Genomic DNA, 13,607 nt, shown 5'->3' with positions numbered 1-13,607 from the left:
GAAGCTTTCTTGTCCGATGATTGCGGCGCCCGCCTGCCGCGTCTGCCAGACGGGCCTTGTGGACAACGTGTCCGGGCGCGAAACGAGGGACGCATTTTACTCCGGTAAACCCAAGTTATCCACAGGCGAATCCGCAAAAATCCCTGAAAAACTTCATCTATCCACAGGCTGCGCAGCAAGCGTCTTGCTGAGGCATACGCAAAGGCGCTTGAGGGGCGGATGATAGGGGGACAGAGTAGATGACTGATGTAAAAGACAAGCTCATCCACGGGGACGATGTTTTTTGTAACAGCCTGTGCAAAACACGAATGGGCGCCGATCCTGTCCCTGATTTTCCCTGTGAACAAGTCAGGTGAAGGAAAAATCCGGCTGTGGATAAGACAAGTCGCTACCGGCAGGGCCCCGGCTCAATCGACCACGGCCCCGTCGACAAAGACCTTCATTTCACCCGGCTGGTATTGCGTCCAGACTTCATTGTCAGTCAGCGGCTGGGTGACAATCACGGCGACCCGGTCGTTGGTGGTGGTGACTTCGGCAAAGTCCACCGACAGATCCTCGTCGGAGAGCTTGGCCTTCGTGAAGGGATGCTGGCGGACGATGTAATAGAGGTGGGTGGAGCAGTGGGTATAAAGCGCCGAGCCATCCGAGAGCAGCATGTTGAAGGTGCCATGGCTGGCGATGCCATCGACGATCTCGCGCAGCGCCGTGCGCAACTCGGCCAGCCGGGGCAGGGTATCGCTGAAGCGCCTGCGCAGCTCCTGCAGGATGAAACAGAAGGCCAGTTCACTATCGGTGGTACCGACCGGGCGGAAAGGGCCGTCCAGCGCGGGGGTGAAGTTTTTCAGGTCACCATTGTGGGCAAACACCCAATAGCGCCCCCACAGTTCGCGCACGAAGGGATGGCAATTGGCCAGCGTCACGCGGCCCTGGGTGGCCTTGCGGATGTGGGCGATGACATGCTGCGACTTGATCGGATAGCGCTTGATCAGCTCGGCCACCGGCGACTCCACGGCCGCCTGGTGGTCCACGAAGGTGCGCACCCCGGAACCCTCAAAGAAGGCGATGCCCCAGCCATCACGGTGATGATCAGTCAGTCCGCCGCGGGTGGCGAAGCCGGTGAAGCTGAAGACGATATCGGTGGGGGTGTTGCAGTTCATCCCGAGGAGCTGGCACATGATGTCTTGCGGTAGGGCTGTGATGATTGGCGGGTGGACAAGTTATCACGATTGCCCCCGGACCGGACCGGCGAAGACGCCGGCTGTGGATAAAAAAAAGCCCCGCGAGCTTGCGCTGGCGGGGCTAATCCTTCCTAAAGAGGGAGGAGGAGACACAGTACGTACTACAAAACTTCAACTACACGACCAGAAGCCGTTGGGCCTCGAACGACGATCAGGCGGGGACTTGTTCAGTCACGCGCGGCCATGTTGCGCAGTTCGGCGGCGAAACTCGGTTGGGACAGGCTGTATTCGTTGGCCATGCGGTTCAACATCATCTTGCCGCTGAACTTGTGCGCCAGGATGCGTTGCTCCAGCGACTTGCGCGGCTTGACCAGCAGCACGGCGGCTTGCGCCAGACCCAGGATCAGCGGCTTGAACACCATCATCAGCGTCACCAGTGCCCCCAGACCCAGCGCCGGACGGACATACGCCGCCACCATCCCCAGGAAGGACTGCGCAAAGGGCAGAGCAGCTTCTGCGGGAAAGGCCAGGTTCAGGAAGGACATGATATTTCTACCTCTGATAATTGCACCGCGACACGACTGCGCGGCGTTCAAGTTCACTGTTGTTGCGTCGCAGTATGAGGGTTCCGTTGCCGTGTGACCACTTTAGAGTTCTCATATCAGTTATAGCGTTTGTGAATATGCGGCGTTTGGTCCCGCCAAACCCGTCAACCCTCGCGAAAACTCGCGTGAAACCCGCTTCAAGCGGGCTTCGGCGCCCTCATCCAAGCCCGGCTGTGCACCCCGGCCCCCATTTCCTTGGGGCAGCTGATGCCGATTTACAACAACGTTTGACGCCGGCGGCTGTCGCGGTGAATATCTGGATGCCGGAAATTGGCAGAAACGCTCACATCCGGTCGCCACCGGATGAAGGCTGCAAAGGCAGGAAAGCCGCTGGATGCGGCCTCGCGGCCAATCCACGAAAAAAAACCCCACAGGCGTAGCCTGCGGGGTTAATCCTTCCTAAAGAGGGAGGAGGAGACAACGGATCGGTGTCCTGACGCGTTGATCGAATCAGCGTCAACATAAGCGCCGTACGCGGCGGGAACTACCGAAATCCTTCACTACCGCGCCAGCCGCTCGGGGCCTGGCGCCAAGGTCACGCAGATGTCATGCGCGACCGGTAAAACTTGAATCAGGTGAAGCAGAAACCTTCGATCAGCCGCGCGAAGCGATGAAGCGCAGTTCAGCAGCCAGGTTCGGCTGGGTGGCTTCGAACTTGTCGGCCATGCGGTTCAGCTGGCGGGCACCGGTAGCGCGGTCCTGTTCGGCGGCGACCAGAGCAACGGCCTGCAGCTCATGGGCCTTCACGAAGTGGACGAAGATGTTGCGCATGACGACGGCGAACTTGCTCTTGAAAGTGGTGTTGGTGCTTTGTGCGATGGTTGCCATGATTCGATCCTTGACGTTGTGTGTTATGTTGCATTGCAGTGTAGTGAACTCACATTTGTTTGCCCACTTTCCGTTTCGGATATCAGTTATATAATCTGTGAATAAGCATTCTGCCGGCGATCACCGGCGTGCATCCTGCCTCTCCTTACCGCCGCAAAGGCCCGCCCTATGAGCTTTCTGACCCTGGACCTGAATCTGTTGCGCGTATTCGACGCCGTGATGACCGAGCAGAACCTCACGCGCGCCGCCAATTTGCTGGCCATGACGCAGCCGGCTGTCTCCAATGCGCTACGCCGCCTGCGCGACACGCTCAACGACGACCTGGTGATCCGCACCGCCCACGGCGTCAAGCCCACCCCGCGCGCTGAAGAGCTGTGGCCCACGGTGCGCCGTGCGCTTTCCGAGCTGGAGGCGGTAATCGCGCCGGAAAGCTTCGACATCTCGCGCGCCCAGAACACCTTCCGCATGGCCATGGTGGATGCCACCGCCGCCCTGTGGCTGCCTTCGCTGGTGCGCACCATCATGCGCGACGCCCCGCGCATCAAGATCCGCATGATGCCGCTGACCACCCGAGACCCGCGCGCCATGCTCCTGCGCGGCGACATCGACCTGGCCGTGGGCTTCTTCCCGGGCGTGACCGCGCAGCTGGCTGATGGTCAGGGCATGGCCAAGACCCAGATCAGCCATGCCCGGCTCTACACCGGCCAGTATGTCTGCGTGATGCACAAGAACCATCCGCTGGCCAACCAGCCGCTGACGCTGGACAGCTATTGCAGTGCCGACCACCTGCTGGTGAGCCTGTCGGGCAAGCCCCATGCGGTGATCGATGACGTACTGGCGGGCATGAACCGCGAGCGCAAGATCCTGCTGACGGTGAACCAGTTCTTCACGGCCGGGCGCATCGTGGCCAGTTGCGAACTCATCACGGTGTTGCCGCGCCACCTGGTGGCGGCCACCGGCATGGCCGAGGCGCTGGTGGTGAAGGAATTGCCCTTCCAGACCCCGGAAGAACACGTGGACATGCTCTGGCATGAACGCGACGCCCGCAATCCGGCCCACAAGTGGCTGCGCGCGCACTTGTCTGCAACAACCCATGACGAATTCGGTCGTATCAACATGAAGCGCTGATGCAGCGCGCGCGGTAAAACGGCTTCCCCGAACTGATTCATCCACAGGCGTCCCGGAGACAGGCGCCCGGAAAGCCGCGACCGCGCGGACATCGGCGCATGTTGAACACCCCTACCAGGGAAGCCGATCCGATGCCGCGCCTGACCAGAATCCTCCTTTGGCTGCTCGCCAGCCTCTTTGTCGTGATCGCGGCCGCGATCATCTTCTTCCTCACCTTCGACTGGAACCGGGCCAGGCCCTGGATCAACGCGCGCGTGTCCGCCGCCACCGGGCGCGAATTCGCCATCGAGGGCAATCTCTCGCTGCACTGGCAACGGCCGGAGCCGAGCACGCCGCCCGCCGGCTGGTGGGCGCGCTGGGTGCCGTGGCCCAGGCTGCAGGCCGAGAACCTGCGACTGGGCAATCCGGCGGCATTCGCTTCGTCGGGGCAGATGGCCACGGTGCGCCAGGTGACCTTCACCCTCAATCCGCTACCTTTGCTTGTGCATAAGATTTCATTGCCCTCGCTGGAGGTGCAGGGTCCATCCGTGTCGCTGCTGCGCAACCGCGAGGCTGTGAACAACTGGACGTTCAAGAACGACAGCAGCGGCCCTTCGGCCTGGCAGCTGCAACTGGGGCGCATCAGCCTGCGCCAGGGCAAGCTGGCGCTGGATGACGCCGTGCAAAAGATCGACATCAAGGCTGACATCGATACCCTCGACCCGGACAAGGAGAAGATCTACGGCCTGGGCTGGAAGCTGGCCGGCAGCTTCAATGGCGCGCCGGTCTCAGGCCAGGGCAAGGCGGGTGGCGTGCTCTCTCTGCAGGACCAGCAGCAACCCTATCCGCTGCAAGCCCAGGTCAAGGTCGGCAAGACCGCCATCGGCATCCGCGGCACCCTGACCAAGCCGGCCGAGCTGGCGGCGCTGGATCTGCGCCTGTCCGTCTCCGGCGCCAGCATGGGCAACCTCTATCCGCTGACCGGCGTGCTGCTGCCGGAAACGCCGCCCTTTGCGACGGAGGGCCGCCTCATCGGCAAGATCGGAAGCGACCGCAGCGAATGGCATTACCAGGACTTCAGTGGCAAGGTCGGCGACAGCGACCTCAACGGCAGCCTCGATTACCTGACCGGCGGTGCGCGCCCGCAACTGACCGGTGCGCTGACCTCCAATGTGCTGCGCTTTGACGACCTGGCCCCGCTCATCGGTGCCGACTCCAATGCCGAGAAGGCGCAACGCGGCGCCGAGGAGCGCCAGCCTGCGGAGAAGGTATTGCCGGTCAAGACCTTCAGCACCGACGCCTGGGGTGCGCTGGATGCCGACGTGCGCTTCACCGGCAAGCGCATCATTGGCCAGCAGGGCCTGCCCATCAGCGACTTGCAGGCGCATCTGATCTTGAAGGACAAGGTACTGACACTGGACCCGCTCAATTTCGGCGTGGCCGGCGGCAATCTCAGCTCCACTATCCGCCTCGATGGCCAAGCGGCCCGGATGAAGGCCGATATGAAGCTTTCTGCGCGCAGGCTGAAGATCCAGCAGCTCTATCCCAAGCTCGATGCCTCGCGTACCAGCTTTGGCGAGATCAATGGCGATGCCCGCCTCACCTCGACCGGCAATTCAGTGGCCGCGATGTTGGGCTCGTCCAATGGCGAAGTGAAGGTTCTGGTCAATCAGGGCGCCATCAGTAAATTCCTGCTGGAGGCGGCGGGCCTGAATGTGGGCAACGTGGTCATCAGCAAGCTCTTTGGCGACAAGGAGGTCAAGCTCAATTGCCTGGCCGGCGACCTACCGGTGCATGAGGGCGTGATGAAGGTGAAGACCCTGCTGCTCGATACCGAAGATGCCCTGATCGTGGTCGATGGCAGCATCGACATGAAGCGTGAGCAGCTGGACCTGAACGTGCATCCTCATAGCAAGGGCCTGCGCATTATCTCGCTGCGTTCGCCGCTGTATGTGAAGGGCAGCTTCAAGAATCCGGATGTCGGGGTAGACAAGGGCATGCTGGCCCTGCGCGCCGGGGGAGCCGTAGCACTGGGGCTGCTGGCCCCGGTGACGGCCATCCTCCCCCTCATCAACATCGACGGCGACCAGAAGGCCGAATGTGGCCAGTTACTGGAAGAAGTGAAGAAAGCGCCACAGGCGCCACCGCCAGGCAAGGCCGCTGTGCAAAAGCGCGCGCCTAAAAATTAGGCAGCCATAAAAACTGAAGATTCTTGCCGCCGGGCCAGGGGATAACTTTCCTGGCCCGGCGTCATTTCGGGGGCCTGTGCCTTGCGGCAGTGATCGCTTGCTTTGAGAGCCTGTGGGGAAATTACCTGAAAACGATGGCCGAGAACCCCGTTTCCCCGCCGCAAAAGGGGGAAATCAGCGACCAAATGACCGAAATCAGTGACTTCTCGAAAATTTGAGCTTTCGCATAACGAATCCGTCAATTTCGTCCGCGCCTGTGGATAAAGTTCTGAATAACTTTTTCATGGATTGGGGAAAAGTCGAAAAGTTATCCAAAGGCGGATTTTTATCCCCGATCCGTGATCACGTCATACAGAGCTTGCCCAAGGCCTTGTCCTTTTCGCAAACGGCTGATTTTGTTCGTCTAAACCAACTTATCCACAGTGCAAGGCTGACGTTAACCATCACTACTAATTTTATAAACAGCTTAGATTTAAAGCCTAAGCGCGCGAGCTTTCGCCCGCGACGCGGCTTTGGCTGCCAGCAGGGCCGCGCCCCTGGCTCGGCGGCCAGAAGACGTGAACCTTTGCTTTAACGGCAATGGAAATGAAGAAAAAGGCTGGTCAGCCAGCGGTGAGGCAGTGCATATCTCCGGCAAGGCGCCTGGATGGCCCGCCACGGAAGTCGACCAGTGAGGACGCAGGGTGCAGTGCGCTGTGGAAAAGAAATGTCGCCTTGGGGCCTTGCGGTGGGTTTGGTCGGTTTTTTTATCCACAGCGGGCTCCGGCTGCTGAATTCAGCGACTAAAAACCGGCTCGCCCGACATGGGCGGTGGATAAAACATCATTTGTTCAGATCGACGGCATCCGGCACGTCCAGTACCAGGTCGCTTCTGGCCTCGGCGACGCAAGGAAGGATCCAGCCTTCGGCCTTTTCTTCGCGCGTCAAACCCGGCCATTCGATCTGATAGGCGATTTCGCCTGTGAATAATTTGCACATGCAGGTGCGGCAAGTGCCATTCCGGCAAGAATTAGGCAGGCGGATGCCGGCGCGCAGGCCCGATTGCAACAGGGACTGCCCCGGAACTTGTTCGAATTGCAAACCCGAAGGCTGAATCTGCACGAGAAGAGGGTTTTCGTTGCCCATGACACCATTTTCCGGGGTTTGAGGACCGCCTGTGGATAAGTCTTTGCATATCCGCTGGGCGTTTTGGGTATATCTCGCTGATTTATCCACGGCCGAAAAATTGTCCAGAATCTGTACTTCGGCAATGCAGAAGCTTACCAAGCGCTTATCAGAAAGCTAAGGCATTGATTTTTTTCGCGTAAACCAGGTTATCCACAGTTTCTGGCGACGTTAACAACTACTACTACTTATATATATCCACATCTAAATTAAAGAACCGAAAGCGCGTGCGCAGTGGACATCTTTCCAAAAAATTAGCTTTCAAACACCGAAACCCGCTGAACAAGCCTTTGGCAAGCCTCTGAAGCAGCCCAACGGCCCGTTAGGTTCGGCAGGAAAACGGTGATATCTGAAAAGAATTTCTTTGATGCAAGCTAAAACGATATCTTTACGACAAGCATCTGGAGGATTTCACGACTGCCAGACTTGTTGCAGCAATTGAAAAACAGCCTGGATCGCATCTTCATGTTGTCGTTTTTCTAATGTAATGAAGCTGAGTTCGGTCGACAGATCGACCGCATCGGCAATGACCAGACCATGGGCATGGGCCTGGTTGAGCGCGATCGACTCGCGCGCCAGCGATAAACCGACCCCCGACTTGACCAGATCGAGCATCGAAGACTCCTGATCCACCAGGGCAACCTTCTGCGGTTTTACCTGATGTTGCGCGAAGATCCTGCTCAATAGACGATGATGTGCCGATTCTGGCGGTGTCCAGATCCAGGGCAGGCGGGCCAGTTCCTTCCAGCCCTTGCCGGAAACACGGTTCTTCCAACCGGCCGGGGCGATGACGTTGTAACTGAAGGAGGTCAGCGTCATGGCATGGAAACCCTTGCCCGGATCCCCCAGGAAAAAGCCCACGTCCAGCTTGCCGGCCCGCACTTCGTTGAGGACCGAACCAGACATGTGGTGGGAAAGCTGGGTCGACAGCTGCGGGTGCCGCTCGACCAGCAACTTCAGAAACGCCCCGAGGCGTATGAATTCCGGATCCAGGATGGTGCCGATGGCCAGGCTGCCGGAAAGAATGTTGTTGCTGGACCGCAGCCCGGTCGCATGGCGCCGCAATTCCCGGACATCGGCCAGCACGCGCTCGGCCAGCGGCAGCAAGGTGTTGCCCTCGGTGGTGAGGACCATGCCGGATGCACTCCGACTGAACAAGGACAGGCCCAGACTTTCCTGCAGCGCCTTGATCTGCAGACTCACGGCGGGCTGGGTCAGATGCAGCTTTTCAGCGGCCCGGGTCAGGTTGCCTTCGTGGGCGACTGCGATAAATGCGCGTAACTGGGTGAGATCCATCGTCTTCTTCCGCGATTCATTCCTTTTCTTCGTTCACCGGCATGTGGATAAACCCGTGGATATCCCGGTGAACAGGCTGTGAAGATCGTGTGGGTAGCGTGTGAACAAGAAAGTCAGATTATAAGCATTCTTTATATTGCTCTTGATAATTCCTCATTGGATGTGCCGAGGAGGGAGGGCTATTCTTGCTCATCCATACCAGTTGTCCGTTTGCAGGAGGGAGCAGGAGACAGCGCCTTCCACCTTCATCCAAAACACCAAAGGAAACCTTATGAGCCTCCCGCACATCGATCACTTCATCAATGGCCAGTTGACACGCTCCGAGAGCGGGCGCAGCCAGGATGTCTTCAATCCGGCCACGGGGGGCGCCACCGCCAGGGTGTCGCTGGCCTCGGTGCAGGAAGTCAATGCGGCGGTCGCGGCGGCCAGTGCAGCTGCACCGGCATGGGCCGAGACGGCACCGTTGAAGCGTGCGCGGGTGCTCTTCAAGTTCAAGGAACTGATCGAGCAGAACCACGATGCCCTGGCCAAGGCCATCACGCTGGAACATGGCAAGGTGTTTTCGGATGCGAAAGGGGAGGTCACCCGTGGCCTGGAGATCGTCGAATTCGCCACCGGCATTCCGCAGCTGCTCAAGACCCAGTTCACCGACAACATCGGCGGCGGCATCGATAACTGGAACCTGCGCCAGCCGCTGGGCGTGACGGCCGGCATCACGCCATTCAACTTCCCGGTGATGGTGCCGCTGTGGATGGCGCCCATTGCCATTGCCACCGGCAACAGCTTCGTGTTGAAGCCTTCCGAGCGCGATCCTTCACCTTCGCTGATGCTGGCTGAACTGTTCAAGCGCGCCGGCCTGCCTGATGGCGTCTTCAACGTCGTGCAGGGCGACAAGGTGGCCGTGGATGCGCTGCTGGAGCATCCGGAGGTGCAGGCGGTGTCCTTCGTCGGTTCCACCCCGATTGCCGAATACATTTACCGCAAGGCTACCGAACGCGCCGGCACCTTCCCGCTGCGTGCCCAGGCCTTGGGCGGCGCCAAGAACCATCTGGTGGTGATGCCCGATGCCAACCTGGACCAGGCCGTCGATGCCCTGATCGGGGCGGCCTACGGGTCGGCGGGTGAGCGCTGCATGGCCATCTCGGTGGCCGTGGCCGTGGGCAGTGTGGCCGACAAGCTGGTGGAAGCTCTGATCCCGCGCGTGAAGGCGCTCAAGGTCAAGAACGGCATGGAAGAGGATGCCGAGATGGGCCCGCTGGTCACCGCCGCCCACAAGGCCAAGGTGGAGGGCTACATCCAGAGCGGTGTCGATGCCGGTGCCAGTCTGCTGGTCGATGGCCGCGGCCTGAAGGTGCCGGGTCATGAGGAAGGATTCTTCATCGGCGGCACGCTCTTCGACCATGTGAGGACCGACATGAAGATCTACCAGGAAGAAATCTTCGGTCCGGTGCTGTGCGTGGTGCGCGTGCCCGATTTTGCCTCGGCCGTGCAGCTGATCAATGCGCACGAATACGGCAATGGCGTCTCGCTCTTCACCGCGGACGGCAATACTGCGCATGAATTCTCGCGCCGCATCCAGGTCGGCATGGTCGGCATCAACGTGCCCATCCCGGTGCCGATGGCCTGGCATTCCTTCGGCGGCTGGAAGCGTTCGCTCTTCGGCGATACCCATGCCTATGGCGAAGAGGGTATCCGTTTCTATACCCGCTACAAGTCCATCATGCAGCGCTGGTCGGCCACCATTGGCAAGGGGGCGGAGTTCACCATGCCGGTGGCGAAGTAGGGCCGGACGGGCCTTTGACAGACCAGGAACAAGCGCACAGCGGAGACACCATGCAATCGGCAGGGCAATACGACTACATCATCATCGGCGCGGGCACGGCCGGCTGCGTCATGGCCAACCGGCTCTCGCGCGGGACCGGCAAGAAGGTGCTGCTCATCGAAGCCGGCGCCAAGGACGACTACCTCTGGATCCACATCCCGGTCGGCTATCTCTATTGCATCAACAATCCGCGCACCGACTGGATGTTCCGCACCGAGGCCGATGCGGGCCTGAACGGCCGCAGCCTCATCTATCCGCGCGGCAAGGTGCTGGGCGGCTGCTCTTCCATCAACGGCATGATCTACATGCGCGGCCAGGCGCGCGATTACGATCACTGGGCCGAGGTCACCGGTGACGACAGCTGGCGCTGGCAGAACGTGCTGCCGCTGTTCAGGAAGAGCGAGGACTATCACCTCGGCGCCAGCGAGTTCCACGGCGCCGGTGGCGAATGGCGGGTGGAAAAACAGCGCCTGCGCTGGGACATCCTCGATGCCTTCCGCGATGCCGCTGCCGAAAATGGCATCCCCAAGGTCGAGGACTTCAACCGCGGCGACAACGAGGGCTGTGGCTACTTCGATGTCAACCAGAAGCGCGGCGTGCGCTGGAACGCTTCCAAGGCCTTCCTGCGGCCTGCCATGAAGGATGGCAACCTCACCATCATGACCGGCTCCCACGTGAGCCGCCTGCGCATGGAGCAGGGCGCACAGGGGCCGGTGTGTACCGGCGTCGAATTCACCGGCGGTGGCAGCGCCTGGTTTGCCGAGGCTGCTGAAACCATCCTCTGCGCGGGCGCGATCGGTTCGCCGCATATTCTGCAGATGTCGGGCATTGCCGATCCGGTGCTGCTGCAGCAGCATCAGATCCCGGTGGTGCATGCGCTGCCGGGGGTCGGCGAGAACCTGCAGGACCATCTGCAGATGCGCATGGTCTTCAAGGTCGATGGCGCCAAAACGCTCAATGCCATGGCCTCGACCCTGGTCGGCAAGATGAAGATCGGGCTGGAATACCTGATCAATCAGAGCGGCCCGATGTCGATGGCACCCTCGCAGCTGGGTGCGTTTGCGAAGTCCGACGCGCAGCAGGCCAGCGCCAACCTGCAATACCACGTGCAGCCGCTGTCGCTGGAAAAATTCGGCGATCCGCTGCATGCCTTCCCGGCCTTCACCGCCAGCGTGTGCAACCTGCGCCCGACCTCGCGCGGACATGTGCGCCTGGCCTCGACCGATCACGCGCTCGCGCCCAGGATCACCACCAACTACCTGTCCACCGAAGAGGACCTCAAGGTCGCCGCCAACGCGCTGCGCCTGACGCGCCGTATCGCCGCCTCGCCCGCACTGGCACGCTATCGTCCCGAGGAATACAAGCCCGGTACGCAATATGAAACGGAAGCGGATCTGTATCGCGCCGCCGGCGACGTGGGCACCACCATCTTCCATCCGGTGGGCACCTGCCGCATGGGCCGCAGCGACGATGCGATGGCCGTGGTGGATGCGCAATGCCGGGTGCGTGGCGTGGCCGGACTGAGCGTGGCCGATGCCTCGGTGATGCCCTCCATCACTTCCGGCAATACCAATTCGCCGACCATCATGATTGCCGAGAAAGTCGCTTCCAGCCTGCTTTCCCGGGCATAAAAGGGCAATTCTCAGGCGCTGAATCATACGGTACTTATACGTATTGTATGAATGGTATGAACCGGCTACTATGCGCCAAATATTAAAACTAGCTTCTCGATTCGCCAGTATGAAACGGTGGTGCCTGCATCCAAAAGATTCAGGTCATCCGCAGCAGGCAGGCCTTGACGACCGGACCCACCGGCGCGGGCATCAAAGGGAAAGAAGAGACCATGACAGACGTCATTCTGGAGACACGAAACCTGACGAAGGAATTCAAGGGTTTCACGGCAGTAAGCGCGGTCAACCTGCAAATTGAGCGCGGTCACATTCATGCCTTGATCGGCCCCAACGGCGCCGGCAAAACCACTTGCTTCAACTTGCTGACCAAGTTCCTGGTGCCGACCTCGGGCCAGATCCTGTTCAACGGCAAAGACATCACCATGGACGCCCCCGCGCAGATCGCGCGCCAGGGCATCATTCGCTCCTTCCAGATTTCCGCTGTCTTCCCGCACATGAGCGTGCTGGAAAACGTGCGCATCGGCCTGCAACGCAAGCTCGGTACCTCCTTCCATTTCTGGAAGAACGGCGAGAGCCTGAAGCAGCTCGATGAGCGCGCCATGCAGCTGCTGGAAGAAGTCGATCTCACCAGCTTCGCCCGCACCACCACGGTGGACCTGCCCTACGGCCGCAAGCGCGCGCTGGAGATCGCCACGACGCTGGCCATGGAGCCGGAACTGATGCTGCTGGACGAGCCGACCCAGGGCATGGGCCATGAAGACGTCGATCGCGTCACCGCGCTGATCAAGAAGGTCTCGGCCGGCCGCACCATCCTGATGGTGGAGCACAACATGAGCGTGATCTCCGGCATCTGCGACCGCATCAGCGTCTTGCAGCGGGGCGCGCTGCTGGCTGAAGGCAGCTATGAAGAAGTCTCACGCAATCCGCAGGTGATGGAAGCCTACATGGGCAGCACCTCGGCCGAACTGCAAGGGGCCCACTGATGAGCACCGCAACCTTGAATGCTGATGCCATGACCACGCCTTCTTCCTCCGCACCGTTGGTGCTGCAGATCAGCGATCTGCAATCCTGGTACGGTGAATCGCACATCCTGCACAACGTCAATCTCAACGTCCACCAGGGCGAGGTGGTGACGCTGCTGGGCCGCAATGGCGCCGGCCGCACCACCACGCTGCGTTCCATCATGGGGCTGGTCGGCACCCGCAAGGGATCGATCAGGATCAACGGCCAGGAAACCATCCACCTGGCCACGCACAAGATCGCCCATTACGGCGTGGGCTACTGCCCGGAAGAGCGGGGTATCTTCTCCTCGCTCTCGGCGGAAGAAAACCTGATGCTGCCGCCCTTCGTTTCGAAGACGGACAAAGGCATGTCCATCGACGAGATCTACGAGATGTTCCCCAACCTGAAGGAGCGCCGCAACAGCCAGGGTACGCGCCTCTCCGGGGGCGAACAGCAGATGCTGGCGGTGGCCCGCATCCTGCGTACCGGTGCGCGCCTGCTGCTGCTCGACGAAATCTCCGAAGGCCTGGCCCCGGTCATCGTGCAGGCTCTGGCGCGCATGATCACGACCTTGAAGGCCAAGGGCTACACCATCGTGATGGTCGAGCAGAACTTCCGCTTCGCCGCGCCGCTGGCTGATCGCTTCTATGTGATGGAACACGGCCAGATCGTCGAGTCCTTCGCTGCCGCGCAGCTGGAAGCGAAGATGCAGACCTTGAATGAACTGCTGGGCGTCTGAGCCACCATCCAGGTTTTTTCCGGTATCACCAGCTTCACCACTAGAA

11 protein-coding genes are annotated in these 13,607 nt (G+C 60.4%); 6 read left to right on the top strand and 5 right to left on the bottom strand.

Annotated elements, in window-relative coordinates:
* Positions 1-407: 407 nt before the first annotated feature.
* From AACH55_RS24920 to AACH55_RS24910, 3 genes are all read right to left on the bottom strand, one after another.
* Complete coding sequence (locus AACH55_RS24920; protein ID WP_338717370.1) at positions 408-1,175, bottom strand: class II glutamine amidotransferase; 768 nt, start codon at positions 1,173-1,175, stop codon at positions 408-410.
* Positions 1,176-1,405: 230 nt separating this feature from the next.
* Positions 1,406-1,723 (bottom strand): hypothetical protein, encoded by a 318-nt coding sequence (locus AACH55_RS24915; RefSeq protein ID WP_338717369.1) that lies wholly within the window; start codon positions 1,721-1,723, stop codon positions 1,406-1,408.
* 654 nt (positions 1,724-2,377) lie between these two features.
* Positions 2,378-2,611 (bottom strand): hypothetical protein, encoded by a 234-nt coding sequence (locus tag AACH55_RS24910; protein ID WP_338717367.1) that lies wholly within the window; start codon positions 2,609-2,611, stop codon positions 2,378-2,380.
* A gap of 168 nt (positions 2,612-2,779) precedes the next feature.
* Here AACH55_RS24910 and AACH55_RS24905 point away from each other — a divergent pair, with 168 nt between their 5' ends.
* On the top strand, positions 2,780-3,739 hold the full coding sequence (locus AACH55_RS24905) for a LysR family transcriptional regulator (RefSeq protein ID WP_338717366.1): 960 nt from the start codon (positions 2,780-2,782) through the stop codon (positions 3,737-3,739).
* A 98-nt stretch (positions 3,740-3,837) separates the two neighbouring features.
* Positions 3,838-5,907, top strand: coding sequence for an AsmA family protein (locus tag AACH55_RS24900; RefSeq protein WP_338717365.1), 2,070 nt, complete (start codon positions 3,838-3,840; stop codon positions 5,905-5,907).
* 822 nt (positions 5,908-6,729) lie between these two features.
* Here AACH55_RS24900 and AACH55_RS24895 read toward each other — a convergent pair.
* The gene (locus AACH55_RS24895; protein WP_338717364.1) at positions 6,730-7,032 is read right to left on the bottom strand and encodes a 2Fe-2S iron-sulfur cluster-binding protein; all 303 of its coding nucleotides are present in this window, start codon (positions 7,030-7,032) and stop codon (positions 6,730-6,732) included.
* A 450-nt stretch (positions 7,033-7,482) separates the two neighbouring features.
* Complete coding sequence (locus AACH55_RS24890; protein ID WP_338717363.1) at positions 7,483-8,367, bottom strand: LysR family transcriptional regulator; 885 nt, start codon at positions 8,365-8,367, stop codon at positions 7,483-7,485.
* Positions 8,368-8,638: 271 nt separating this feature from the next.
* On the opposite strand from AACH55_RS24890, the gene AACH55_RS24885 reads away from it, so the two are divergent.
* The 4 genes from AACH55_RS24885 to AACH55_RS24870 all read left to right on the top strand — a co-directional run bounded on the left by AACH55_RS24885 (position 8,639) and on the right by AACH55_RS24870 (position 13,561).
* Positions 8,639-10,150: a CoA-acylating methylmalonate-semialdehyde dehydrogenase gene (locus tag AACH55_RS24885; RefSeq protein ID WP_338717362.1), complete on the top strand. Its 1,512-nt coding sequence runs from the start codon at positions 8,639-8,641 to the stop codon at positions 10,148-10,150.
* A gap of 50 nt (positions 10,151-10,200) precedes the next feature.
* On the top strand, positions 10,201-11,820 hold the full coding sequence (locus tag AACH55_RS24880; RefSeq protein ID WP_338717361.1) for a GMC family oxidoreductase N-terminal domain-containing protein: 1,620 nt from the start codon (positions 10,201-10,203) through the stop codon (positions 11,818-11,820).
* Between the two features lie 212 nt (positions 11,821-12,032).
* Positions 12,033-12,803, top strand: coding sequence for an ABC transporter ATP-binding protein (locus tag AACH55_RS24875; protein WP_034335283.1), 771 nt, complete (start codon positions 12,033-12,035; stop codon positions 12,801-12,803).
* Positions 12,803-13,561 (top strand): ABC transporter ATP-binding protein, encoded by a 759-nt coding sequence (locus tag AACH55_RS24870; RefSeq protein WP_338717360.1) that lies wholly within the window; start codon positions 12,803-12,805, stop codon positions 13,559-13,561. The genes AACH55_RS24875 and AACH55_RS24870 overlap by 1 nt, the downstream gene beginning before the upstream one ends.
* The last annotated feature ends 46 nt before the right edge of the window (positions 13,562-13,607 follow it).

Origin of the sequence: Herbaspirillum sp. DW155 (assembly GCF_037076565.1) — a bacterium.
GTDB lineage: Bacteria > Pseudomonadota > Gammaproteobacteria > Burkholderiales > Burkholderiaceae_D > Herbaspirillum.
The sequence above is the reverse complement of the archived record's forward strand: the minus strand, read 5'-3'. Positions and strand labels throughout refer to the sequence as shown.